General features: G+C 40.2%; 44 protein-coding genes. 42 read left to right on the forward strand and 2 right to left on the reverse strand.

Annotated elements, in window-relative coordinates:
* Positions 1-60: 60 nt before the first annotated feature.
* A complete protein-coding gene (locus M1D94_RS07555; protein ID WP_456270478.1) occupies positions 61-1,218 on the reverse strand; it encodes a tyrosine-type recombinase/integrase in 1,158 nt (385 codons plus the stop codon).
* Between the two features lie 307 nt (positions 1,219-1,525).
* Between M1D94_RS07555 and M1D94_RS07560 the strand changes: the two genes are divergently transcribed.
* Both M1D94_RS07560 and M1D94_RS07565 read left to right on the forward strand, forming a co-directional pair.
* Positions 1,526-2,710 carry an AimR family lysis-lysogeny pheromone receptor gene (locus M1D94_RS07560; protein WP_250540212.1) on the forward strand — a complete coding sequence of 395 codons (1,185 nt, stop codon included), beginning with the start codon at positions 1,526-1,528 and terminating at the stop codon, positions 2,708-2,710.
* Positions 2,649-2,861 (forward strand): hypothetical protein, encoded by a 213-nt coding sequence (locus M1D94_RS07565; protein ID WP_144414559.1) that lies wholly within the window; start codon positions 2,649-2,651, stop codon positions 2,859-2,861. Before M1D94_RS07560 ends, M1D94_RS07565 begins: the two co-directional genes overlap by 62 nt.
* A 222-nt stretch (positions 2,862-3,083) precedes the next feature.
* Here the strand turns inward: M1D94_RS07565 and M1D94_RS07570 are convergent, their stop codons facing one another.
* Positions 3,084-3,473, reverse strand: a complete 390-nt coding sequence (locus M1D94_RS07570; protein ID WP_041850162.1) for a helix-turn-helix domain-containing protein — start codon at positions 3,471-3,473, stop codon at positions 3,084-3,086.
* 208 nt (positions 3,474-3,681) lie between these two features.
* Between M1D94_RS07570 and M1D94_RS07575 the strand changes: the two genes are divergently transcribed.
* The 40 genes from M1D94_RS07575 to M1D94_RS07770 all read left to right on the forward strand — a co-directional run bounded on the left by M1D94_RS07575 (position 3,682) and on the right by M1D94_RS07770 (position 23,660).
* Entirely contained in the window at positions 3,682-3,873 is a 192-nt protein-coding gene (locus M1D94_RS07575; RefSeq protein WP_032731973.1) for a helix-turn-helix domain-containing protein, read from the forward strand.
* A 41-nt stretch (positions 3,874-3,914) separates the two neighbouring features.
* Positions 3,915-4,244, forward strand: a complete 330-nt coding sequence (locus tag M1D94_RS07580) for a hypothetical protein (RefSeq protein ID WP_456270479.1) — start codon at positions 3,915-3,917, stop codon at positions 4,242-4,244.
* A gap of 224 nt (positions 4,245-4,468) precedes the next feature.
* Positions 4,469-5,311: a conserved phage C-terminal domain-containing protein gene (locus tag M1D94_RS07585; RefSeq protein ID WP_456270480.1), complete on the forward strand. Its 843-nt coding sequence runs from the start codon at positions 4,469-4,471 to the stop codon at positions 5,309-5,311.
* Complete coding sequence (locus tag M1D94_RS07590) at positions 5,262-6,116, forward strand: ATP-binding protein (protein ID WP_326146987.1); 855 nt, start codon at positions 5,262-5,264, stop codon at positions 6,114-6,116. Before M1D94_RS07585 ends, M1D94_RS07590 begins: the two co-directional genes overlap by 50 nt.
* Positions 6,103-6,264: a hypothetical protein gene (locus M1D94_RS07595; protein ID WP_153952969.1), complete on the forward strand. Its 162-nt coding sequence runs from the start codon at positions 6,103-6,105 to the stop codon at positions 6,262-6,264. The genes M1D94_RS07590 and M1D94_RS07595 overlap by 14 nt, the downstream gene beginning before the upstream one ends.
* Complete coding sequence (locus M1D94_RS07600) at positions 6,261-6,419, forward strand: DUF6906 family protein (protein WP_003220291.1); 159 nt, start codon at positions 6,261-6,263, stop codon at positions 6,417-6,419. The genes M1D94_RS07595 and M1D94_RS07600 overlap by 4 nt, the downstream gene beginning before the upstream one ends.
* The gene (locus M1D94_RS07605; RefSeq protein WP_046160675.1) at positions 6,416-6,964 is read left to right on the forward strand and encodes a hypothetical protein; all 549 of its coding nucleotides are present in this window, start codon (positions 6,416-6,418) and stop codon (positions 6,962-6,964) included. The genes M1D94_RS07600 and M1D94_RS07605 overlap by 4 nt, the downstream gene beginning before the upstream one ends.
* A 107-nt stretch (positions 6,965-7,071) precedes the next feature.
* A complete protein-coding gene (locus M1D94_RS07610; RefSeq protein WP_003237439.1) occupies positions 7,072-7,212 on the forward strand; it encodes a BH0509 family protein in 141 nt (46 codons plus the stop codon).
* A gap of 12 nt (positions 7,213-7,224) precedes the next feature.
* Complete coding sequence (locus M1D94_RS07615) at positions 7,225-7,380, forward strand: hypothetical protein (RefSeq protein ID WP_014480890.1); 156 nt, start codon at positions 7,225-7,227, stop codon at positions 7,378-7,380.
* 78 nt (positions 7,381-7,458) lie between these two features.
* Complete coding sequence (locus tag M1D94_RS07620) at positions 7,459-7,656, forward strand: XtrA/YqaO family protein (RefSeq protein ID WP_046160674.1); 198 nt, start codon at positions 7,459-7,461, stop codon at positions 7,654-7,656.
* A gap of 42 nt (positions 7,657-7,698) precedes the next feature.
* Positions 7,699-8,076 (forward strand): hypothetical protein, encoded by a 378-nt coding sequence (locus M1D94_RS07625; RefSeq protein ID WP_456270481.1) that lies wholly within the window; start codon positions 7,699-7,701, stop codon positions 8,074-8,076.
* Complete coding sequence (locus M1D94_RS07630; RefSeq protein ID WP_456270482.1) at positions 8,073-8,321, forward strand: hypothetical protein; 249 nt, start codon at positions 8,073-8,075, stop codon at positions 8,319-8,321. Before M1D94_RS07625 ends, M1D94_RS07630 begins: the two co-directional genes overlap by 4 nt.
* Positions 8,322-8,333: 12 nt before the next feature.
* Positions 8,334-9,173 (forward strand): phosphoadenosine phosphosulfate reductase domain-containing protein, encoded by an 840-nt coding sequence (locus M1D94_RS07635; protein ID WP_456270483.1) that lies wholly within the window; start codon positions 8,334-8,336, stop codon positions 9,171-9,173.
* Positions 9,170-9,310 (forward strand): hypothetical protein, encoded by a 141-nt coding sequence (locus tag M1D94_RS07640; protein WP_456270484.1) that lies wholly within the window; start codon positions 9,170-9,172, stop codon positions 9,308-9,310. Before M1D94_RS07635 ends, M1D94_RS07640 begins: the two co-directional genes overlap by 4 nt.
* 14 nt (positions 9,311-9,324) lie before the next feature.
* Positions 9,325-10,017: a dUTP diphosphatase gene (locus M1D94_RS07645; RefSeq protein WP_456270485.1), complete on the forward strand. Its 693-nt coding sequence runs from the start codon at positions 9,325-9,327 to the stop codon at positions 10,015-10,017.
* Positions 10,017-10,379, forward strand: a complete 363-nt coding sequence (locus M1D94_RS07650) for a hypothetical protein (RefSeq protein WP_456270486.1) — start codon at positions 10,017-10,019, stop codon at positions 10,377-10,379. The genes M1D94_RS07645 and M1D94_RS07650 overlap by 1 nt, the downstream gene beginning before the upstream one ends.
* Positions 10,376-10,762, forward strand: a complete 387-nt coding sequence (locus M1D94_RS07655; protein ID WP_048217673.1) for a YopX family protein — start codon at positions 10,376-10,378, stop codon at positions 10,760-10,762. Before M1D94_RS07650 ends, M1D94_RS07655 begins: the two co-directional genes overlap by 4 nt.
* Positions 10,759-10,929 (forward strand): hypothetical protein, encoded by a 171-nt coding sequence (locus tag M1D94_RS07660; RefSeq protein ID WP_193386862.1) that lies wholly within the window; start codon positions 10,759-10,761, stop codon positions 10,927-10,929. The genes M1D94_RS07655 and M1D94_RS07660 overlap by 4 nt, the downstream gene beginning before the upstream one ends.
* A 96-nt stretch (positions 10,930-11,025) precedes the next feature.
* A complete protein-coding gene (locus M1D94_RS07665) occupies positions 11,026-11,154 on the forward strand; it encodes a hypothetical protein (protein ID WP_048217672.1) in 129 nt (42 codons plus the stop codon).
* A gap of 16 nt (positions 11,155-11,170) precedes the next feature.
* Positions 11,171-11,620: an ArpU family phage packaging/lysis transcriptional regulator gene (locus tag M1D94_RS07670; RefSeq protein ID WP_003220267.1), complete on the forward strand. Its 450-nt coding sequence runs from the start codon at positions 11,171-11,173 to the stop codon at positions 11,618-11,620.
* Complete coding sequence (locus M1D94_RS07675; protein ID WP_213419983.1) at positions 11,620-12,162, forward strand: tyrosine-type recombinase/integrase; 543 nt, start codon at positions 11,620-11,622, stop codon at positions 12,160-12,162. The genes M1D94_RS07670 and M1D94_RS07675 overlap by 1 nt, the downstream gene beginning before the upstream one ends.
* A 270-nt stretch (positions 12,163-12,432) precedes the next feature.
* Complete coding sequence (locus M1D94_RS07680) at positions 12,433-12,585, forward strand: hypothetical protein (protein WP_164972540.1); 153 nt, start codon at positions 12,433-12,435, stop codon at positions 12,583-12,585.
* 195 nt (positions 12,586-12,780) lie between these two features.
* Positions 12,781-13,314, forward strand: a complete 534-nt coding sequence (locus M1D94_RS07685) for a hypothetical protein (protein WP_456270487.1) — start codon at positions 12,781-12,783, stop codon at positions 13,312-13,314.
* A 138-nt stretch (positions 13,315-13,452) separates the two neighbouring features.
* Positions 13,453-14,154, forward strand: coding sequence for a hypothetical protein (locus M1D94_RS07690; protein WP_456270488.1), 702 nt, complete (start codon positions 13,453-13,455; stop codon positions 14,152-14,154).
* A gap of 1 nt (position 14,155) precedes the next feature.
* On the forward strand, positions 14,156-14,371 hold the full coding sequence (locus M1D94_RS07695; RefSeq protein WP_456270489.1) for a hypothetical protein: 216 nt from the start codon (positions 14,156-14,158) through the stop codon (positions 14,369-14,371).
* A complete protein-coding gene (locus M1D94_RS07700; RefSeq protein WP_456270490.1) occupies positions 14,368-14,763 on the forward strand; it encodes an HNH endonuclease in 396 nt (131 codons plus the stop codon). Before M1D94_RS07695 ends, M1D94_RS07700 begins: the two co-directional genes overlap by 4 nt.
* Before the next feature lie 322 nt (positions 14,764-15,085).
* Positions 15,086-15,571 (forward strand): phage terminase small subunit P27 family, encoded by a 486-nt coding sequence (locus M1D94_RS07705; RefSeq protein WP_013353510.1) that lies wholly within the window; start codon positions 15,086-15,088, stop codon positions 15,569-15,571.
* Entirely contained in the window at positions 15,558-17,294 is a 1,737-nt protein-coding gene (locus M1D94_RS07710) for a terminase large subunit (RefSeq protein ID WP_250621306.1), read from the forward strand. Before M1D94_RS07705 ends, M1D94_RS07710 begins: the two co-directional genes overlap by 14 nt.
* Before the next feature lie 16 nt (positions 17,295-17,310).
* Entirely contained in the window at positions 17,311-17,517 is a 207-nt protein-coding gene (locus M1D94_RS07715) for a hypothetical protein (RefSeq protein ID WP_014479867.1), read from the forward strand.
* A 4-nt stretch (positions 17,518-17,521) separates the two neighbouring features.
* Positions 17,522-18,748: a phage portal protein gene (locus M1D94_RS07720; RefSeq protein WP_010329623.1), complete on the forward strand. Its 1,227-nt coding sequence runs from the start codon at positions 17,522-17,524 to the stop codon at positions 18,746-18,748.
* Positions 18,741-19,337, forward strand: coding sequence for an HK97 family phage prohead protease (locus tag M1D94_RS07725; RefSeq protein WP_014479869.1), 597 nt, complete (start codon positions 18,741-18,743; stop codon positions 19,335-19,337). Before M1D94_RS07720 ends, M1D94_RS07725 begins: the two co-directional genes overlap by 8 nt.
* Before the next feature lie 47 nt (positions 19,338-19,384).
* Positions 19,385-20,590: a phage major capsid protein gene (locus M1D94_RS07730; RefSeq protein ID WP_456270491.1), complete on the forward strand. Its 1,206-nt coding sequence runs from the start codon at positions 19,385-19,387 to the stop codon at positions 20,588-20,590.
* 27 nt (positions 20,591-20,617) lie between these two features.
* Positions 20,618-21,001, forward strand: coding sequence for a collagen-like protein (locus M1D94_RS07735; RefSeq protein WP_088326041.1), 384 nt, complete (start codon positions 20,618-20,620; stop codon positions 20,999-21,001).
* Positions 21,002-21,055: 54 nt separating this feature from the next.
* Positions 21,056-21,349: a head-tail connector protein gene (locus M1D94_RS07740; RefSeq protein WP_088326043.1), complete on the forward strand. Its 294-nt coding sequence runs from the start codon at positions 21,056-21,058 to the stop codon at positions 21,347-21,349.
* Complete coding sequence (locus M1D94_RS07745; protein WP_088326045.1) at positions 21,339-21,665, forward strand: phage head closure protein; 327 nt, start codon at positions 21,339-21,341, stop codon at positions 21,663-21,665. The genes M1D94_RS07740 and M1D94_RS07745 overlap by 11 nt, the downstream gene beginning before the upstream one ends.
* Positions 21,665-22,057 carry an HK97-gp10 family putative phage morphogenesis protein gene (locus tag M1D94_RS07750; RefSeq protein ID WP_031600548.1) on the forward strand — a complete coding sequence of 131 codons (393 nt, stop codon included), beginning with the start codon at positions 21,665-21,667 and terminating at the stop codon, positions 22,055-22,057. The genes M1D94_RS07745 and M1D94_RS07750 overlap by 1 nt, the downstream gene beginning before the upstream one ends.
* Positions 22,054-22,473, forward strand: coding sequence for a hypothetical protein (locus M1D94_RS07755; protein WP_088326047.1), 420 nt, complete (start codon positions 22,054-22,056; stop codon positions 22,471-22,473). Before M1D94_RS07750 ends, M1D94_RS07755 begins: the two co-directional genes overlap by 4 nt.
* A complete protein-coding gene (locus M1D94_RS07760) occupies positions 22,466-23,047 on the forward strand; it encodes a major tail protein (RefSeq protein WP_046160691.1) in 582 nt (193 codons plus the stop codon). The genes M1D94_RS07755 and M1D94_RS07760 overlap by 8 nt, the downstream gene beginning before the upstream one ends.
* A 56-nt stretch (positions 23,048-23,103) precedes the next feature.
* Positions 23,104-23,466: a phage tail assembly chaperone G gene (gene gpG, locus M1D94_RS07765; RefSeq protein ID WP_014479877.1), complete on the forward strand. Its 363-nt coding sequence runs from the start codon at positions 23,104-23,106 to the stop codon at positions 23,464-23,466.
* Positions 23,467-23,504: 38 nt separating this feature from the next.
* Positions 23,505-23,660: a hypothetical protein gene (locus M1D94_RS07770; RefSeq protein WP_225910714.1), complete on the forward strand. Its 156-nt coding sequence runs from the start codon at positions 23,505-23,507 to the stop codon at positions 23,658-23,660.
* Positions 23,661-23,696: the final 36 nt, after the last annotated feature.

Below are 23,696 nucleotides of genomic sequence, written 5' to 3' on the forward strand. Positions count from 1 at the left end.
TTTGGAGCAAATGGGCAAGGTCTGAGAAACGACCTTGCCCATTTTTTGCCCACGGTTTTTTTAAAAAATATCATTTGCAACTGCATTAAATTGAACGATTGCTTCAGTTTTTGTATCTTTCATGATGTGCGAATAAATGTCTAAGGTTGTTTTTGAAGAAGCATGTCCTAAACGTTTTTGAGCTTCTTTCAATTTAACTTCTGCGTCAATTAGAAGTGATGCATATGTGTGCCTCAGGTTATGAGGTGTGATCCGGGTAACGCCGGCTTTTTTTATATATGTGTCTAATTTGTAATTGAAATTGCGGGCTGGGATAGGGCGGCCAATTTTGTCTGTGAACACAAATCCCTCATCCTTATACTGATCGCGATTTTCCATTTTGATGTGATTCTGTATGTGTTTCAGTATTCTTAATTGGTTGATGACTTGAGGCGGCACAGGAACGTTTCGTATTGATGACGAAGTTTTGGGGCTGAGTAATTTATAATTGTCTCTCAGACCGCCTTGTTGGTACAAAGTATGGCGGACTCGTATGATAGATTCCTCAAAGTCTACCTTGTCCCATTTTAAAGCCACAGCTTCGCCGATTCTAAGCCCTGAATAAACGAGTAGAACAAACATAGCTAAATCTTGCGGTCGTCCTCTCCTTTTTACACATTGTAGGAATTTGGATATCTCTTCCTTCTCCCAGAATTTTATGTCTTTCAGATCCTGATCATCCGTGACTCGTTCAGAGTCTTTTGTACGAGGCAAACGAATCCCCACAAGTGGGTCAAGTTTGAAGTATGAATCTCTCATAGCATTTTTAGTCATCATCTTAAAAACTTGGTGTACGCCTGTTAATGTATTCTTTGCATAATTAGGTGCAATATCATTCAGAAATTTTTGATACATAGACGCATTGATGTTTTTCACTTTGATGCTTCCGATATGTTTTTTTATGATGACCATGCTGTCTTTTCGAGCCTTCCACGAGCTTTCTTTTACAGTGTGCTTGTAGGTGTCAAACCACAAGTCTAAATACTCCGAAATTGTAATGGAATCGTTTTTCTCATAAAATTGTTGGTCAATATTTAATTCAGCTTCTGCAGCTGCTATCATAGCTTCTTTCTTTGTTCGGAAGCCTTTTTTTGTTTTTTCTCGACGTTTCTTGGTAATAGGATCATTGTAAGTGATTCTATATTCCCAGTTATCCCCACGCTTCCTATAACTTGCCACAGCTATTCCCTCCAATTACTTTCTGAAATATAGACTCTAATACTATTATGCAATGTTACATAATGTTTTTGTAGGAAAAAATCCACAAAGTATGATACTAAGGCAATGAATCAAATAGTGATTGTTTCTATCAGTTTAGAACTAAAATAACATATAAAATATATCTTTTTAGTCAGAATTGTGGTATAATAAAGAAGAATCGGAAAATTATTTCTATTTGGATTTTTTGTTCTTTCTTTGACTCTTTCGTCATTAATCGACAATCTTTTTTTGTTCAGTATGTTAAATTAATTTTGAAATGGTGATTATGATGAGTGAAGGTATAGTTGATGTTAGAAATCATTTAAAGCGTATAATAGAGTCGTCGGATGAAAAACAGAAAGAGATTGCCGATAAAATTGGAATTAGTGCTGCCCACTTAAGCAAGTTTTTGAATGGGCAAGAAATTTCACTTTGGATGGTACTCGAGATAGTAAGTTATCTTGATAAGGATAACGAGGTCGAAATCATGCGGCAATGTTGCCTTGAAGCGACTAAGAAAAATATAAAAACTGCTTTTGAATATGCTCATTCTAAAAGTTTGGACTCAGTCACTTGTATGCTTCTAAACAAAACCTTGGAGGGAAATAACAGAGAATTAAAGGAATGGGCAATAGTCTATCAGTGGCAACTATGGTCAAAATATAATCGCGTTTATAGCGAAGTTGATTACCTCGAAATGTTAAAAAAGCTTCAACCCAATTCTCATGACTTAAAAACACTATTGCAAATTCTTGAGATGCTTTGTTTTTATTACAGTGAGAAGTATGACTTATCTCTGCACTACATAAAAAAAATTCACAATATGCTTCCTGAAATTAAAGACCCATTTATTAAAAAAGCATTTTTAAGCCGCACAGACGAAGCTCTCGCCAATATGTATCTTAAATTCGAAAACGAAATAGATAAATCCAGACGAGCTGCTGAAAAGCTTATTGAAAGAAATTTTAGTGTTAACTCTGTGACTAATGGTTATTTTATATTGGGTTTATCATATTTATTTGAATCATACGAGAAAACTTCAAACTTTCTCAAGAAAGGAATTCAATTAAACAACACGAAAGAAAGATATTTTGTAGCTAATGACTTAAGAGAACAATTAGCTATAGCAAACCTTTTCTGGAACAAATCCGTGCCGAAAGAATATGTAGTGACTGATTTTATTCAGTCCGTAGTCAATGAAGCTAATTTAAAATATTTCTATGATGACAAATATTATTCAGCTTTGGCATTTTATTTTGACGGAAGAAGAGAAAGAAGTCAGGAGAAGCTGCTTTTATCGCTACATGTTTTTTGCGAAAAGAAAGATTACTTTAGAGCAAATCTACCAAAAATGGAGTTGCTAAAATTGGGAGTTGATTATAATATATTAAAAAGGGAGGTGAAAATTAGTGAAAAAGACAATTATAGGAGTTTTGATTACTTTAGCAATAGCACTAGCATTTGTTTTTAGTACAAAAAACGAGGATGCTCCGGGTTCGAAAAGCAATATAGTTGTTCCATCAACTGGAACTAAACAACTGGCTGATCCTCCAGTGGGAATGAGTTATAAGTTATCCAAAGAAGCACCGAAGCCTAAAAAAGAAAAAGCTATATTTTATTAAAAAGACGCTGCCAAATACATAGGCAACGTCTTTCGTGTTTTTAAAGAGGATTTCCTATTTTGACAAAACGAGAAAATAGGAAATCCTTATGTACTCATTTATTTTTAGTGTGTATTCAATTATAATAAGAACAAACGTTCGTAAAAGGGGCTACTAACAATGAAAAAAGAAATTTCACTGGATGAATATTTGGAAAAATTAAAGCAGTTATTAGAGAAAGAGTCAGTCGGAGCGAGAGCCGCCCTTTGATTCTCTATATGCTTTCAATACTTCTAACATCACTTTTATTTCATCATCCGAAACTTCTTTACCACCAAGTGTTAAATTGTATTTTTCTCTCAGGTTTTCTATAGATAAGTCGCGTTCAAAAGTGAGTTCTAATTCTTCGTCAGTGAAATTGTCGAGGTTTTTTTCTTCGGTGAAAAAATAAGACTGATCAACATCGAAAAATTCAGCAAGCGAATTAATCATTTTCAATGATGGATTCGTAACACCACGTTCAATTTTTGATAGGTAACTGTGTGTCACTCCTAATTTATCAGCTAAGTCTCTTAAAGTTAACTTTTTGCTTTTCCTTAACTTTTTTAATTTTAAACCCGTATTGTTTGACAAATTTTCTCACCTTTTTCAAATCATATATTAAGATAACTCGATTTTTTTATTTAACTATATATTCAATGTGTACTTATTATAACATGTCATGGTGACATATAGTCTCAAAAAACAAATTTAGAGGGTTGCCAAAAAAATGAGAGAGTGTTATATTTGTTTTGGGTCTTATTTGTAACATTTTTTAGAGAGGATGTGATTTTTAGTGGTCATGAGAGAGCTGGGATCGAAAATACAAACTAAAAGAAAAGCTAATAATCTTACACAAACATGTTTAGCTGAAGAGCTAAAGCTTTCTCGCTCTTATATTAGTAAGATTGAAACCGGAAAAATATATCCGAGTCTAAAAACTTTGGATAGAATTTCTCAAGTGTTAAATGTTCCAGTGGAATATTTTTTTTAGACACTTTGTGTACTATTATGACACAAAAGCAGGAGGTAAGTATGAAAATAGAACTCGAACAATCTGATATCGAAAGAATTACAAACGACGTTATCGCAAATGTGAGTGCTGCTTTGATTCCTAAAATTCAAGAAATGATTTCGGTCTTATCCTCGCAAGATCAACTTCTGACTAAAAAAGAAGTTTACGAGGGAATCTTAAAATGTACAGCCAGAACAGCAGAAGAATTATATTTCAGTCAGCCTGATTTTCCGGTTTTTGAGTTACCAGGGCGATCCGGTTCAGGAAAAACACAACAGAGGTTTTCGCGGCGTGCAGTCGAGGCGTGGATTGCTCAAAAAAATTGCACCAGAGCGGAAAGGATTGGATGAAATGTTCTTAGTAAGTCATGTTTGGCAAAATAACAGGTTTCACTTGGTAATCAGTGAATCTGAGTCAACTCATCAAAAAGCTTTGAATAAACTTCTTTCGCAAGGCGGAAAGGTTATTCGAAGTGAAAGAGCTGACAATCTGTTGGGTACAGTCATTGTTAACGGAAAGAGATCGCCTTGGGCCTTGACTAAAACAGAAGCAATAGAGCAAGGAAGTGAAACAAATGTCTAAGTACCGTCAGATCTATGTGCAATTCTGGCAAGATCCGAAAGTATTAGAGGAATTAACACCTGAGGATAAATATTTTTATTTGTATCTTTTAACTAATCCGAACACCACTCAAATAGGAGTTTACCGGATTACCAAAAAACAGATTGCTTTTGATATTGGGTATTCAATTGAATCGATTAATAGTCTTATGGACCGGTTTCAAAACCATCATAAGTTAATCGAATATAACTCTGAAACTAGGGAAATTGCGATTATCAAGTGGGGGAAATACAACCTAAATAGAGCCGGAAAACCTATGATGGACTGCATTGAAAAAGAGTTGAGAGGGGTCGAGGATAGATCATTGCTAGAGCTGATTTTCCCTCATATTCCTAATGATGCTATTAAGGAATCTTTTTCACGATACGTAAACGACACGTATCACGATACGTTACCGACAAGTGGACAAGAAAAAGAAGAAGAAAAAGAAGAAGAAAAAGAAAAAGATATATTGTCGAGTAAACTCGACGACACATCTTCCAAAAATGATGTGATTCCTTACAAACTTATTATCGACCTTTTGAACAAAGTATCCGGTAAAAACTATCGTTCAGCTACACAGAAAACAAGAAGTCTTATTAAGGCAAGATGGAACGAGGGTTTTAGATTCAATGATTTTAAACATGTCATCCTTGTTAAAACTCAAGAATGGTTAAATGATCCGGAAATGAACAAATTCATTCGTCCAGAAACGCTATTCGGTACCAAGTTTGAAAATTACTTAAATCAAAAGGGAGGCCGTCAGTTTGATTCCAGCCCAGCAAACGAAACAAACCAATACACAGGCCTTTTCTAAAGCAGTTCCTAAAAGCCTGCAGCACTTGTTTCCGAAAAAGATCGGCGTTAGAGAGTGCGAGGGGTGCGGTAACGAGGTTCCGATTTACTTACAGAATGGCAAGAAGTACAGCCGGTGTTTAGCTTGTGACAATCTTGCGCTGGAAAAGGAAATGATTGAGTTTCAAGAGGAAACAGCAGCGGACGCATTCTTCTGGAATAACAGTCTGGTCCCTCCGGATATTCAGAAAGCCACATTCGGTAATTTCAACGTGAAAGGCTTATCAGACTCACAGATGGACGCCTTTCGAAAGCTGAAATGGTACGCTGAGAACTTTGAAAACTGGGGAGACTTTGATTCCTTGCTACTACAAGGGAATTACGGGATCGGAAAGAGTCACTTGTCTCACAGCGTTGCGCAGTATGTCAAAGAGCTGCGGAAAAAAGTGATCTTCGCCAATACAAAAATGCTGCTACGGAAAATCCGAAACTCATACGGGGATAAGACGGAAACAGAAAGCCTTATTCTCAAAAACATTGAAGAATGCCAGTTACTTGTGATTGATGACTTGGGCGCAGAGTACGTCAAAAAGGACAAAGACGGTGAGGAATCATGGGCCACGGACTTGATCCTGACAATTATTGAGTCTCGGCAGGACAAGCCCAATATCATTACCACCAATTACAACGTCGAAAATCTCCAAAAGAAATACGGTATTCACGGCGGCCGCATCATATCTCGAATGATGAAAGGGACAAAGGTTGTCAAGTTTACCGGAGAGGATAAACGTATCCCTAAAGGAGGTGGAAACAGTGCATGGAACTAAGGCTCAGCTGATTATGCCCGGCGTTTGGGAGCTTAAGCCAGAACGGAAGCTTACTGACGCTGAACGCAAAAAAGAGATTAATAAACTTATTGCTCTCATTGATCAGAAAATTGCTGACTATCAAAACTTTAGGAGGAATGCAGTTTGAAACACGGTAAACGCCCAACACGCGCGCAAAAGGACATTATCAAGCAAAACGGTTTAAATCCAAACAACTGGTTGGTTTCTAAAAACCTGCAGCATGAACAGAGATTGATCATTGTTCATCGGTATACCGGGACGGTAAGGAAGTGTTTGGCATGAGCGTTGCGGTTCTTGCTGATCGGTTAGAAATCGCTTTGACTGATCTTAATTTTGAATGGTCATTGGTGCAAATGCGTCAGGTTGTTGATTACTGGTATGACGGCAAATCCATTTATGACATGGCCGAGCTGCTGAATAGAAAGCCGGATGAAATCATTTTGCTCATTGTTGACTTTGCAAGAGGCCGCGTGCTTCCGCCACGTCCTTATGGGTTAAATGCGAATAAGCGAATTTCAATCAAGAGAACGCATCTGAAAGGCAAAAAAGATAATCTGCGGCGGTTCGTGCAGGATAGTCCGGTGTATATACCATTCATCGAAAAAAACTTTGTCTGGAATGATTCGGAGATCAAGCGGTTTCGTGAAATGTGGGAAGCCAATGAGTCTATTATCTGTATTTCAGAGGAGCTTGATAGAGACATAGACGAGGTTCTATTCCTTGTTATGGATCAAGCCAGCAGGGACTTCATTCAGCCACGAAGGAACGGACTTCTCGGAAAGGATGCGACGGAACATGATCTTATCAGGCAGCGCCTTCCCTTTTGAGAAAGCAACCATTCACCAACTTATGGTCATTGTGCGGTATGAAGAATGTCCGCCTGACTATAAAAATGCTGCGATGCAATTATTGATCAAGAAGGGAGCGGGGACCGTTGGAATGGACAGAACGTCAGCACTTGATTGAGTGGCTCACTATCTTGGGCGGATACGGAAAAGCATTTCTGGAACGCCAGTCAGACGATGAAATTGAGACACTTTACAACCTGCGCATCAAACAATTGAACGAAGAGTAAGGAGGCGAGGACATGACAGAAAATAAAAACTTACGTCAGCATGGAGAAGTCATTACATGGGTTATGACAGAGGAAGAACGTTTGGAGTATATAAAAAAACATCCAATCATTCCAACAGAAGAACCACAGACAAAGCTGCAAGTTTTCCCAATGAACGATTGGATGTGATGACAGTCATTAGTAGACGTCACCCGTATGGAAAATAGAAACTCGACACTTCTATTATACCATACGGGGGCGTTTACAGTGAACTGTCCAAAACATATAGAAAATCTGGAACAGGTACTTAATCAAATTGAAGATGATAAAAATTACGTCATTGTGATTGACGGAAACAATAGATCATTCAAGTTAACGGAAATGCCGGAGCACGGTAAAACAATCGTGCAAACGTCAAAAGGCAATCTTTCAAGAATTGATTTTGAAATCGGATATAAAATGTGACGCAGAGGGGCCGGTCCTCTCTGCGATATGGGAGGAACGGACATGAACCAATATAAATTCACTTTATTATCGGGCGTTATGTTTCGTAAGGATATTTCAGGGGTTTGTTATACCGAGCTGGGTTCTAACAGCCTACCACTCGGCAAGGATCAGGCGGTAAACCTTCTTGCTGATGAAGTTATTGGGCTAAAGGAAATCATCGAGGAAAACAAACGTCAGCAGGAGGTAACGGTTCATCAGTTCCGACAGACTCGGGAAGAGCTTCAGCGGCTACAGTCTGAGAACGGGCGGTATAAAGAAGCATTAAAATTTTACGCGGAAGAAACAACATATACAAAAGAATTTGAAGACTGTCCACCTGCTATTGATATGGATTGGGGAGATACCGCAAAAAAAGCATTAGTAGGTGATGCAAAATGATTCCTTTACAAGTTGAGCTGCAGCGGGCAGTCAAATCCACGAAGGACGAAGCGATGACCATTTACGAGGCGGCCGAACACTTAAAGGTTAATGTCGAGGAAGTGCCTTTGATCGTTGCTCAGGCTGATGATCTAAGAATGATCGGCAATGACGCAATTATTGCAAAAAGGGACAAAACAAATGGCTGGCTCATTGGGGCGATGGTTGTGGTTTTATTCTTTGCAATCGCAGTCGGCTGGGAATAGGGGGATGACAGCGTGATTAAGCAGCATTATGACGATGGCAAAAAGCATATACACGTTCTTTCATACGGAGGGGGCACACAATCAACGGCCCTTCTCCTTATGGCTCTGAAAGGTGAAATAAATGGAGTTATTCCTGACTATATCATTTTCTCTGATACTGGCTGGGAGCCTCAACACGTTTATAACTGGGTCAATAAAGTAAACGAGCACATCAAAGCAACATATGGACGGGAAATCATCTTCACAGATAACGGGAATATTCGTGATGACATTGTACAAGGCGCTGAGACAGGTGATCGGTTTGCCAGTATTCCATTCTTTACTCGAGATTCAAAAGGTGAAATAGGCATCGCTCGCCGGCAGTGTACAAACGAATACAAAATATTGCCGGTTAACCGGAAAATCCGTTCATTGCTCGGGTACAAGCCGAGGCAGCGCATTAAAGAAGTTGTTCACCTATGGAAAGGCATCAGTACCGATGAAATTCAGCGGGTTAAGCCGAGCCGGGAAAGCTGGCAAGTAGCCGAGCATCCTTTGGTTGATGTGGCTTTCATAGATCGGTCACGCTGCATTACATACGTTGAGCGTGAGGGACTTGGAACGCCGGCGAAGTCCAGTTGCATCGGCTGCCCTTTTCATGATTATAACGCATGGCGTGACATGAAGATGAAGGACCCAGAGTCATGGAATGACGCAGTGGAAATAGATCGGCTTATTCGGAAGCTGCCACGATTCAAAAATAACGCCTTCTTGCATAAGTCCGGGAAGCCGTTAGAGGAAGTTAATTTCAATGAGGATCAGCTCGACATTGATCACTTTCTGAATGAGTGTGAAGGGATGTGCGGCGTGTGACAGTTAAACAAGATTACAAGCCTGTTCTCCAGCAAGTAATTGAAGTATTTGAACAGAAGTACGGTGACAATGGCAGGAACTATCTTATGTTTCTGCTGCAAGACAATTTAATGAAAACCGTCGGCGGGCGGAAATAAGGGAGCGTAAACATATGAATCTACAAAAAATGTTCGAAATGCAAAAGGTGCTTGATGAACGGATCATTAAAGAGAAGGGGCTGGAAGGTCAGGACTTGCTGCCAAACCTCATTCTTGCTTTACAGGTGGAGCTGGCCGAGTGTGCGAATGAATGGCGCGGCTTTAAGCATTGGAGTAATAATCAAAAGCCAAGAACAAATTTATCAACAACTGTTGGTGCGACTCCTGAAAATGCAGCCTTTTTCCGATGTGAAAATGACAATTGCGGTGAAATTTTAAGCAAAGAAGATTTTAAAAACTTATTTGAGCCTGATTATGAAGAGTGTCCTATTTGTAGAGTAGGTTATGTAAATGCTTTTCGTGATAAAAATCCACTACTTGAAGAATACGTGGACTGTCTGCATTTTATCTTGAGCATTGGGAACCGGCTTGGCTACAACAATGAATCCGTTGACGAGTTGAAACGAACTACCACAAAAGGAACTGGTGTACATGCCTTTATGGATGTATTCAATGCAATTGTATATCTAAATGATGAAGTGATATGCACAACAATAGATAACGAATTAGCCCATTATAATTATGAAAATCTATTTTCTTTATTTAACTCATTGGGGGAAACACTCGGATTCACGCCTGAACAGATCGAATCCGCATACATGGACAAAAACGCCGTCAATCATCAGCGGCAGCAGGAGGGGTATTGATGAACCCCACAGACAACCCGATCATTTCAGCCGTTATCAGCAAACTAAAAGCACAACAGGAAAAGGGGCTTGCCAAGTACGGCCAGCCCGTCCACATTAATGCTTACGACCTGCGCGGCTGGTTGCAACATGCACTTGAAGAAACTCTTGATCATGCAGTCTATCTGGAAGCAGCTATCCAATCACTGGACGACAATCAAAATATCAAACAAATTATCAAAGGATTCAATGAAATGGAGGCTGCACGTGAAAACATCCAACGCTTATATTCTTCTCGACATTATAGCGGGTGGGATCATGCAATGTCACATTTTAAAGAGATTCTTGTATCGGCTCAATTATTGAAGGAGGATGCACAATGAACACATCATACAGAGTTTGGGACGGCGAGAAGATGCATTATTGGGATGATGAGGGATTGAGTCTCGTTATTACAGTCGGGGGATGGAGCTTGTACCGCCATACCAGCTTATCACTTCATCCAATTCGGCTTGCGGATAGCACACAAAAAAATGCGGTCCTCATGTGGGGCACAGGGTTGAAGGATAAGAACGGTCGGGAGATTTACAATTATGCTTTGGCTGATTTTCTTGGTAGAAAATACACCGTCTGTTACTTCGAGGGTTACTATGCTTTAACACTAGATTCAAGCAATATCGATTGCATCCCGTTACATAACGGAATAAAAATAGAAGTCGTTGGCGATATTTTTCAAAACCCTGAGTTATTGGAGGGCGCGGAGTGACAAAAGAAGAATTGCACAGCTACTATTGCGAGGATTGTGAAGAATGGACATATATCGAAGTGCTTAAATACCCCAATGGTGTTCATTGTGCACACTGTGGAACGGAGGGTATTGCAATAAGCTCTGATGATTTCAAAAAATTGAAATGGGCATCAGAACAAAATTAAATAAGTCCAAGATGGAGACGCCTGCGGACACTAATCACTGTACAGAATATCTGTGCTCTGGTTGGTGTCCGTTTTTTATTTGAACGGAGGGACGGCATGAAGAAAAGGAAGAAAAAGCCCAATAAAAACACACAGGAGCGTTCTGAACGGTTTTGGCGGCAAATGATGGGTCAAGATAGGCAAACATTGAAAAGAGGCAAAGGCGGGGCTTTAAGACGCAAATAAACGGGAGGGTAAAAATATGAATCAATTAACATTAAATATTCCTCAGATTGACGAAGAAGCGACTAAATTAAAAGCAGAGAAGCTGCTTGATCAATACCGGTTATATCTCTTACAGGTGCCAGATGATTTTTTGCCAAAGGTTACACCAACTTATAGCATTGTTCCGCCGAGCATTACGAATGAATTTCATTCATCGACGGAAGATGCAGCATTAAAGCGTCTTGATTGGGAGATTCAGCGTGACAAATTCTTAAAAAGGATTCAAAGGGCTGTTAACCGGCTTTCTCAAAGAGAACGGCAGATCATCGTCATGCTCTATATGCAGCCGGAAGAAATGTATGATTATGAAGTGTATGCAGAAATGGACCTGAGCCAGCGCAGCTATTATCGTGTTAAGGCGAAGGCTCTCTACCGGCTGGCGTTTGCTCTAAGAGAAGAAGTCTACAAGAAAGGGGCGGCTTCTTAATGAATTTCGTTCAGCCTATACGTGATCCGGAATGTATCTTTTATATCAAGAGGTTTTTGAAAGAGCAAAACATGAGGAATTACATGCTATTCGTCACCGGTATCAATTCAGGGCTCCGCATATCAGATATTCTGCAGCTGAGAGTGAGAGACGCTAAACGGCCATACTTCAATCTCATAGAGAAGAAAACGAAAAAGAAAAAGAGAATCGATATGACGCCGGCTCTTCAAAAAGAGTTTAAGGCCTATGTCGAAGGGAAAGAGGATCATGAATTTCTCTTTAAAAGCCGTGAAGGGATTAACAAGCCAATATCCCGGTCGATGGCATACAAGATCCTCAGGGCGGCTGCTGAGTATGTGGGGTTAGATGACATTGGCACTCATACATTGAGGAAAACATTTGGCTATCACTTTTACAAACAAACAAAGGACGTTGCCATGCTGCAAGAGATATTTAATCACTCGGACCAACGGACAACCCTGCGGTATATTGGGATCAATCAAGACGCCATGAACAACGCTATGAAGAAATTTAAAATATAACCAGGCTCATCCAAAACAACAAGGATGGGCCTTTTTCTTTGCATTTTTCGTCAATTCCTCAAAAATAACAGGTGTGTAATTCATTTTAGGGATATTGGTTAAAAACAGAGAGGACAAGGGGTTGGCTCAGTTCGACGAGTTGCACAGTATAAAACATATGGGTAATCCGTGGATTGTGGGGATAAGTATAAAAGTTACTGATAATTAATTCGTGATTGTGAGAAAGGCAGCTGATATGATTAGTATAAAATGACAGAAGGAGGAAGTTTCTTGAGCAGAGAATTTGATTTTTGTAAGTGTGAAAATAGTTCAGGATCACATACACAGATAGAAGATGAGTGGGGGTATTGGTTTTGCTGCAATGATTGTAATAAAAAAATAGAAGATGATTTTCATTATTTTGATGAACCAGATATTTATTAGTCTTTAAGGGAGGTGAGCGGGATGAGTAGAGGTTCTGGATCAAAGAAAGAACAAAAAGGCATGGTTTAATCGTTTTTAATTTACATATCAGGTGGTGAATATTATGAGTAGAGGTGCAACAGCTTCACGTTTAGAACAAAAGGGCATGTATTAAAAACTGAACAATCTAAAAGTAGAGAAGGAGTATCATAACCTATGAGTATTCAATTAAAGATAAGTGATATGATAATTACCCCTTACGCTCACCGGTTGGATGATGACGAATGGGGTATAGCGGTTACATTTGCTACAGAGCTGAGTTTTGATGAATATGAGGAGATTTTAAAAATCAGAACATTACTTTGGGAAAGCAAAGGATATTACCCAATAACACTTTTAACAGATTCAAAGAATTATGATTTGAATATTAGGTTTGGCAGAACGTTCTATTCTAAACATGATGGTTATATTAAATTGTTAACCACTTTGGTAGATGAATCTGTAGATAAGGTTGATGAACAAAGGAATTATATTGATCTCCAACACAGGGATCAGGTAAGAATGATGGAAATGTTATTCGAACAAGAAAATACAATCAATAGTTTATTGAGTATTCTTAATGAAAAGAAACTCTTAACTAATGATGAGGTAAGTCAATTGAAGAATAATAAAAGCAGGTTTGAGCAATTTGTAGAGTTTTACGAAGAAAAAAATGTAGACGAAAATGTAAGTGACTTGATACAAGACTAATTTTTTGGCAGAAAGATGGCAGGATAACGGCAAACTATTTTGTTTTATGTGATGTATCATGGTAATAGGCAATAAATCGACAGGCGCTTTCCCAATCGGGAGGGCGCTTTTTATTTTGTGAAAAGGGAGCGGCATTTCATGGATTTGAATCTATCATATATGAGCATTTCTGATTTATTGGAAAAGGCAGCAGAGAGCAATGAAATTATTTATACAAGATCAAACCAAAGGCTTCTCGGCAAAACAAGTGCATTGATCCAGTTTGCGAGAAAAAACAATTCTCCTGTTCTTATGCATGATCCGAGAATCGCAAAAGATTATCAAGAATTACATCCAGATTTAACATTCATCAGTTATGAAAATGAGATAGCGTTAGATGGACTAACAAACGTTGTTTGTGATGAAGGCGTGCCTTTATCTGTTGTTGAGAGATTGCATGGACTCGGTCAATTGTTAACAGGATTTGTGCGGAAACCATTCCCGGAAGAAAAGTCTTTTTCTCCTGTTGCTGTTATCAACGATGCCATTGCCCATATCAGTAGTAAATACGGGGCAGATCTTGCTATTCCAGAAAAGGATTTCAGCAGCCTAACAGTCCAACAAATTAAAGAACTGCCTTTGCTACAAATTGAACTTGATGACATTGATTCGGCACCTCGTATTTTTCACAAAGGGAAACAGATTGATTCGATTATAAACGCAAATTTTTCTTTTCTAACAAATGATGATTCGACAATCAATCCAACCCATATAGACATTGAATACTTTGATAAAGAATGCAAGTTCGGAACAAAGGCAATTGTCTATAACAGACACTTCAAACGTCAGGAGGATGAATAGATTGAAAATTTTAGTTGTTAAAACGGATGTACCTCTCGATAGAGGAGCAAAAGAAAAAATACGCAGGGAAATTGAAGGGGCAATTAAAACAGGCATTGTGATTGTTGATGCAGGATTGGACCTAGCAACGATTGAAGTTGAAGACTTCACCATTGTTAATGAGCCACCTGCTGAAGAGAAGTCCCTTTCATCTGAGAGCTGTTTCTCTTGCCAATGAAAAGATGTAACGCGCCAGCCTGCCGCAACTATGTCGACTGGACACAACGCTATTGTGAGAAGCACGAGGGCTATGCTGACAAGCAGTACAACAAAGATGTTAGGTACAACAGGGAGAACAATGAGCTCTATTCTTATTACCATTCGAGAGAGTGGAAGCTTCTTCGAGAACAGAAGCTTAGAGAAAGTAACTATCATTGTGCCGTCTGTGCCTCACAGGGACGTTTAAATAAGTCTCATAGGTTAGTAGTCCATCATAAGTTTAAAGAGCTTAGAGACGTTTTAAACGATGATCAGGCACGTACTGATTTAAATAATCTTGAGGTGCTTTGTCAGTATCATCATAACCAAGTCACGTTTGGGAAAGGAGAAGGTAATGCAGACAATATTTGAGCATCCGTATCTAACATCGTGGTTTATTTTCTGGTTTGCATGCTGTTTTCACTCATTAACAACAATAAATATCAAAAAAGACGACTGAGGTCCCCCCGAACTTTAACCGGGTACCAAAAAATTTTTCTTAGGCATCGGCGCCCCGTTAACTTTGTATAAAATGTTGAAATGAAATTTTGATTTTTACTTATTTGGCCTTGTTTTTGATCTTTCATTTGGGTGGTCAAATCCTTGGCAGGTATGGGACGATCTTCATTTTCTTAATTTGCCGAATTCGCTCAAATTTATAGTTCGCATTTTGGACGAAAGGTGGTGGTTTTGATTGGCGAGACGAAAGCAATTGACAGAAACGTTAAAAGGACAAATTACTAATGAAGAGCGGGAAGAGCGTCTGCAGCAGGAAGAAAAATTAAAAGATTTTTCGCCTCTGCAAGAAAACCCACCATACTGGCTGTCCACGATGGCTAAAAATGAGTGGAGGCGAATCTACCCGCATATTATTAAAATGCCAATCTCTGAACTGGATTCGACGTTACTAGCCATTTATTGCAACAGCTACGCTCAATATAGAATGGCTCTCAAAGACATAATGACAGACGGGCAAACTATTATTGAAATTAATAGTAAAGGGTTTGAGGTAAAAAAGAAAAACCCGTCCGTCGATATCATGAACAGCATGTCAAAGGAAATTCGCGGGATTGCGGGTCAGCTCGGTTTATCTCTGGATTCACGTCTGCGAATTGTAGGGCTTGACGGCGATGACGATGAGGAGGACCTCTTAGGTGCCATGATGAATGATGACGACTGAGAGAATTGATCCAGGCACGCTTTATGCAAAAAAGGTAGTAAACGGAGAGATAACGGCGTGTAAGAAAGTAAAAAAAGCCTGTCAGCGTCATCTTAGAGATTTAGAAAGGGCGGCTGACCCGTCTTTTGAGTATGAGTACAGACCTGAAAAGGCAAAAAAGGTCATCAAATTTCTTGAAATACTGCCGGACATATCAACGGGGAAGCCCACGAAACTGGCCCTATTTCAAAAATTCATCGTATACATGCTTTACGCTTGGAGAAATAAGGAGACAGGATTTCGCCGTTTCACAAAAGCCTATATAAGCATGGCAAGGAAGGGCGGAAAATCCGTCCTTGTAGCAGGTCTTGCGTTGTACGAATTGATTTACGGAGAATCCCCTAAGTTTGACAGGCAAATTTATGCGACAGCTAACTCAAGAGGCCAAGCAAAAACTGTTTTTAAAATGATCTCCATGCAATTGAAAAAGATAAGAAGCCAGTCAAAGGCAATTAGAAAATGGACAAAGATCATACAAAATGAAATCCGGTACCTGAAAGATGACTGCGTCATTATGCCTTTATCAAGGGATACTGATAACCTGGACAGTTTGAACGTTCTGATTGGAATTCTCGACGAGTACCACACAGCGTCCAACACAAAAATGATGGAAGTCCTGGAGTCTTCACAAGGGCAGCAGGACCAGGGGCTTATCTTAATCATTAGTACAGCCGGCTTTAAGCTGAACGGCCCCATGTATTCGCAGGAGTACCCTTATGTTGACGATATTTTAAGTGGCCGTAAGGAAAATGAAAACTATTTTGCAATTGTCTATGAACAAGATGACGAAGAAGAAATTTACGACGAAAGCACTTGGATAAAAAGCAATCCTTTACTTGAGGTCGAGGGCCTTCAAAAGAAACTTCTGACCAATCTGCGCAAAAAACTAAAAGAGGCTCTTGATAAAGATGATTTAAACGGCACACTCGTAAAAAACTTTAATATATGGCAGTCTGCTTCCTCTGAAAGTTTTATCAACGGGAACGATTGGAAAAAGCGCGGTGTAGATGAGGTCCCAGACATTACAGGAAAGCCGGTCTACATAGGGGTTGACTTATCACGAACAGATGATTTATCTGCTCTCAGTTTCATTTATCCGTTAGAGGATGAAAATGAGACGTTTTATGTGGACAGTCACTCGTTTGTTGGAACAAAAGGCGGACTAGATAATAAAATTGAGCGGGACAAACTGGATTATCGCACTCTTGCGAAAGCCGGATACTGTACAATTACGGACAAAAAGTCTGGAATCATTAATCTGCAGCAGGTTGTGGATTATATGATCAATCATATTAAAGAATTTGATTTACAAGTAAAGGGAATCTTCTTTGACCCTTACAATATCTCTTTATTCTTAAATGAAATTGAGAAATATGGCTATGAAGATGTGCTGATTGAAGTTCGTCAAGGTCCTCGCACATTATCTGAACCAACAAAAGATTTTCGTTTGAATGTATTCGACGGAAAAATCATACACAGCAAGAACCCATTACTTGATACGGCGATGCACAATGCAATGCTGAAAAAAGTGAATGATACGATTCAAATTGACAAAGCGCTATACAGGGAAAAGATTGACCCTGCAGCGGCAATGATGAACGCACACACGGGCGCTATGTACCATTACAAACAAGAGGAATTTGATTGGAACTCTTATTACGAAAGCGAAGAATTTACTCTTTAGGGAAGGAGGGGGCGCCATGAAAATCGGAAAAATAAATACCTTTTTGTTGGGAGTATGTCAGTTTATTAAGTTGAACTTGCATACTCTTTTATTTTTGGCAGGCTTGTTTGTTATCGACTATGGAGTTTTCTTTCTCCATCCAGTAGCCGGCTTTATTGTGGCAGGTCTTTTTCTCGTTCTTATTGCCTTCTTACTGAATCCAAAAGAAGAGGAAGGGAGGTGATTAAGTGGCATTCTTTCGATCGTTAGATAAGCAGAGCCCAGGAGCACGAGAGTTCAATGAAATTATTGTTGGTTTGGACGGCCTGTCTTACACGTCTGTAAGTGCAATAAAAAACAGCGATGTGTTCACTGCGATTCTTACACTATCTTCTGATATTGCGGCGTCTCCAATTATGGTTTCTCATAATGGTGTAGAAGAAAAGAACTCTGATCTATTCAGGCTGCTGAATGAGAAACCCAATGATTATTATTCGGGGTACTTTTTCAAATTCATTCTTGTGGCTAACGCACTAATGAATGGACAATCATACGCCGAAATCATCCGGGACAAAGAAGGAACGCCCTTGGAGCTTATCCATATGCGGAACAGTGAAGTCTATGCCGAGCAGCTGCAGGACCGGAATGAAATACTGTACCGGTATTATCCGTCTGGCGGCAAAGAAAGAGTTTTGAAGCCTGAAAATGTACTGCACATTAAATTTTTCAGCCTGGACGGTATAACGGGGATGAGCCCTCTTTCCAGTCTAAAGCATGAGATTGAAAGCCAAGAGGCTGGAAAACGGCTTGTTACGGATTTTTTTAGAAGAGGCGTCAATTTAAGCGGTATTGTCAACATGAAAAAAGGTCATTTGTCTCCTCAAGCAAAGGACAAGATTCGTGATGAATTTGAAAAAGCAAACTCAGGGATAAAAAATCAGCAGCGCGTGGTTGTGCTCGACGAAAATATGGAGTTCAGCCAGTTAGAAATTAATACGAAAGTGCTTGAGGTTGTTAATAATTACACGCATTCAACAAAGCAGATCGCCAAAGTGTTTGGCCTGCCCGCCCATAAGCTGGGTATTGAACAAGTCAATACATCGCTGGAACAAGCTAACCTGGACTATCTGACAAATACATTATCAAACTATTTCACGGCCATTGCCTCAGAACTGAATTTCAAAATGCTGCCGTATCCTTTAAACCTACAACTGAAATTTCAATTCGACACACGGCGATTTAGAGAAACAGATGCGAAAACAAAGCGTGAGAACGTTATTGCCTTGCTGCAAAACGGTATTTTCTCTCTCAATAATGCCCTGGCTGAGTATGGTTACGAGCCAATACCAAATGGGGACAACCGTTACATGAGTTTAAACTATGTGAACATTGATTTGATGGACGAGATTCAGAAAGCAAAAGCAAAGAGCCTGCCGATCTCGTCAGCAGGTGAAGGAGGTGAGGGGAATGTCTAAGGAAGTAGAGATTAGAACATCGCAGGAAGGGACCTTAAAAGCTCATTCAGACGATGACGGCCCAAAAGTAATTAGCGGTTATGCTTTAAAGTTCGGCACCCGCAGCCACAATTTGGGTGGTTTTATTGAAATGATTGATAAAAGGGCTCTGGATCAGACAGACATGAGCGATGTGCGGGCTTTAATTGACCATGACCCGTCCAAGATTCTTGGCCGTACGTCTGCCGGCACGCTTAAGCTTGAAGTTGATGACATTGGCTTAAGGTTTGATGTTACTTTGCCGAATACACAGTACGCATCGGATTTATACGAAAATCTGCGGGTTGGCAATATCTCGAATTGTTCTTTCGGCTTCATGCTGGGGAAGGATGGAGATAGTTTTACTCGTGACCAGGAAACCGGCCTGCCGTTGCGGAGCTTGAGAAACATTTCAAAGCTTACAGATGTGTCAGTCGTTACTTATCCGGCTTATGAAGACACTGACGTGACAATTGCAAAACGGAATTTGCAGCAGTACGAGGAAAGAAACCGGAATCCGGAAAAAGAAAAGCTGCTGCTGCAGCTGGATTTATTAAAAATGGGATTGTAAAGCACTCGAAAACCGGGTGCTTATTTTATTTGAAAAGGAGCAAACACATGTTATCTGAAAAAATTAAGGAACTAAGATCACAGATTACTCAAAAACAAACAGCCATTAATACAAAAATCACAGAAGCCCATAAACGAGCAGAAGAAGACAAGCTGGACGAAGCTACAGCTCTGAAAGGTGAAATCACTTCCATGAAAGAAGAGCTTGACGGCCTGCAGAAAAAGCTTGCGGAGTATGAAGAGTTAGCCGGGCTTAAGCCGGAGAACCCTGCACCAGCTGGGGGTAAAGAAGAAGACGACGAGGAGAAAAGATCAATGCATGGCGGAGGCTTCCGTACAATCATCAAGCCAGGTAAGACAGAAGAGGTAAGAGCTTTTGAAGAGTTTTTGCGATCAAAAGGGGAAAAACGCGACGGGTTGAAATCTGATGGCGCAGAAGTGCTGATTCCTATTGATGTAATCACTAAGCCACAACAGGAACCGGAAGACGTTGTTGACCTTGGTACTATGGTAAATAACGTTTCTGTTACAACTTCATCTGGTACTTATCCAGTTCTGGAGAACGCTAGCACTCAACTCAACTCTGTAGAAGAATTAGAGAAAAACCCAGAGTTAGCGAAACCAAAGTTTAAGAAAGTGGAGTGGAAGGTTGTAACTTACCGCGGTCAATTGCCAATTTCTCAGGAGGCTATTGACGATTCGGGTGTTGACTTAACAGCTCTTGTAGCAAATTATTTGCAACAAATTGAACGGAATACACGTAATTCACGAATTGCTGCAGTTCTGCGCACATTTACAACGATGACAGTCTCAGGAACTGACGAACTTAAGAAAATTCTCAATGTGTATTTAAAACAGGCCTATAAACGTGATATTGTCGCAACTTCTTCAGCGTTCCAATTCTTAGATACGTTGAAAGATAAAAACGGTCAGTACATTTTACAGCAAAATATTTCATCCCCATCCGGAAAAGTATTGTTTGGTATACCAAACACAGTTGTAGATGATCTTGTTTTAGGTGAAAAAGACGGCGATGCGGTTATGTTTATCGGGGATTTAAAAAGGGCTGTTCTTTTTGCGAATCGATTAAAAGCTACAGCGAAATGGGTGGAAAATGATCTTTATGGACAGGTCCTTTCCCTGGCGATTCGTTTCGATGTGAAGAAAGCTGATGACAAAGCCGGCTATTTTGTCACTATCAATCAACCGACAACTAGCACAGAAGACCAGTCAGCAGTAGACGTGGGGCAATAAAAAAATAATTAGGAAGGATGATTGAAAATGGCGGAAGAATTTCTAAATAAAAGTGGAAGTGTATGGACAGCATCGGAAAAAGACACGGACGGAAAGCCGATAACACGGGTTTACCTTGGCGGAAACAGTGAAGAAAATCCTTTGTTTATCAAGGGGATGCAGGGAGAACAAGGTCCAGCAGGTCCGCAGGGCCCTAAAGGCGATCCTGGCGAACAGGGACCGAAAGGAGACACGGGCCCACAAGGTCCTCAAGGAAAGACCGGTGCCCAGGGTCCGCAGGGTGAAGCTGGCCCACAAGGTCCTAAAGGAGAGAAGGGCGATCCTGGTAAAGATGGCTTTGGGACGGAAGAGCAATACAATGAACTTGTTAAACGTATTGAAGCCTTAGAACAAGCAGCACAAGCAAAATAATGACGTAATGGGACGCATACTGGCGTCCCTTTTTGTTTGTAAAGGAGTGACGGAATGACTCTGGAAGAATTAAAGCTTGCGATGAGGATAGATCACAACTTTGATGATGGGTTCATCGAGCAGCTGAAAGATACTGCGGAAGATTATATAAAAGATGCCGTAACGCTTTCGCCAAACAGGGATGCTTTCTTTCAAAACAACCCTAAATTTGATACAGCTGTCATGTTCCTGGTCGGCGCCTGGTATGAACAGCGCGTGTCTTCAATGGACAAAGCGTTGCAAGAAATACCTTTCGGCGTAACAAACTTTATTCAGCAATTCAGAGGGGCGTATACAGATGGAATTTAGCCGGCTCAATACACGCATCACTTTTGTTACACGAAAGAACGAGAAGGACCCGGAAACCAGGGAGAATATTGAGGTAAATGAGCCGTTATTTTCTTGCTGGGCCGAGATAAGAGAACAGAAGTTAAGGGAAAAGCTCACGACTGCTGGTACCTTCTTAGAAAACAGCGTCACGTTCATTATTCGCTATCAGCAAGTTAAGAAGGCGACTAATAACATGCATGTTCTTCATGATGATGAGCTTTACGAAATAAAAGACATTCTCCCGAACTCTCAGGATAAAAACCTGATCAATGTTTTTGCGGAGAAGGTGAGCTGATGGCGCGGCAAGATGACGGTATCGGCGGAATAGAAAAAGAGCTTGATAAGCTTGCAAGAAAAAATACCAGGGCAGCCAAAGCAGCCGTCCAGGCAGGCGCACAGGTTTTTGCTGAGGCGCTGGAACGTAATACGCCCCGAGGCAGAGAAAGCGACCACGATCCCCACAAAGTACACATGAAAGATAATGTGGTGTACTCAAAGGCCAAGGAAGACGGGGAGATATATGCAAGTGTGGGTTATGGGAAAGAAACAGCCTCCCGCCTGCACTTCTCTAACTTTGGAACGATCAAGCAGCCCCCGCAGCACTTCATTGAGAGGACATCAAACGAAATGGAGCAAACGGTTTTGCAGATCGTACAGCAAGTATACATGAGGGAGCTGGGACTATGATGCTTCCCATTCAGGAAGTTGAAAAGCTTTTAAGTGAAAACGAAACCCTTACTTCTCTTGTGGACAGTGACCGGATATTCCTGGTCTTTGTTCCAGAAGAAGATCAGGACATAGAAAAGGCCCCGATGATTCGCATTAACGAGCTTGAGAGCCACAGAAAAGACTATGCGGACGATAGGGCCCTAACATTTGAAGTTGATATTCAAATAGATTTATGGACTAAAACCATAAAGGACGCCCAGGCTATACAGCCTGTGATTGATCAGATCATGGCAGAGAAGAACTACAAGCAATATGCGTCAGCCTTTGACCGTGACCCAGATATTGCTCTATACCGATACGCCCGGAGATACAGAGCGACCAAATTAATTGATATTCAAAAAATAAATATAGAAAAGGATGATATGAATGGCTAAGACGGGACTAAGCGGCATTAAATATGCCGAGCTTGTTGATGAAAAAGCCTCTGCTATCGTAGATATGCCGGGGGCAATTGAAGCGAAGCTGGATGTTTCTTCTGAACTATCACCCCTTTATGCAGATGATGGCATTTTTGCGGTGAAAAGTACAGGAGTCAGTGAAACAAAACTTGAGTTAAATGTCGCAGACCTTACTACCGAAATGAAAAGAACTCTTTTAGGTGTGAAGGTTGTTGATGGTATTGAAGAGTACCACAAAGATATGGAGCCGCCTTACGTGTGCATTACATGGCGTCAAAAACACCATGAGAAAGGCTATGTGTATTATGCCTTGTTAAAAGGGAAATTTGGCATCCCTTCTGTGGAAGGAAAAACGAAAGAAGATAAAGTGGACTATCAAACAGATACAATCGAAGGGCAATTCTTGCCGCGTAAATCGGACGGTCTTGTCTTCCTGATTGGTTACGATCAAAACGATGGATTCACACTTGAAAAATTCTATCAGCGTGCTTATGGGATGCTGCCAGATGGCATGACAACAGAAGAAGTAAGTGCAGATTTAGGGAAATAAAACTGGCAGCCGGACAGCGGCTGCTTTTTCTATAAATATAAGAAGGTGGTTTTTACATGATTAAAGCAGTATTGAAAGATTATGCAAATGCTGAAATTGGCGAAAACGGGGAAATTGTCTCAGTTCCTGAAAAAACATTCATTCAGCCAATTGTTACATCGCGGTTTACTTATAGAGCATTAGAAATTCATGCGCTAGCAACGGATGAGGATTCAAAAATGACCGAATATGAGGTTATGACGGATATGATGGGTCTTGTCGTGGATATTTTTAAAGGTCAATTTGACGTCGACGATATTTTGGACGGTGTTGCTTCTGAGGATTTAGGTGACTGGCTCAGAGATATTATTGACCAAGCGATGACAAAGAGTAAAAAAAAGGCTCAATTGAAGAAGAAGGCAGTGGAGTCTCAAAAATAACAGGGAAACCAATGACCTACAGGGATTATCTTAACAGAATGAAGCAGATGTATCTTGATTTGATGGAAAATGGTTACAAGCTTCATGAAATAGATGAAATGGATATACAACGCTTCTTTGATCTTGCAGCTTACAAGCATGAGGAAGAGAACAAATTGGTCCCGGCTTATCAAATATTTGGTGCTACTTTGTAAAAGGGTGTCTGTAAAGGCGCTCTTTTTGTGTTTCTA

This window comes from Bacillus sp. JZ109, assembly GCF_053903135.1.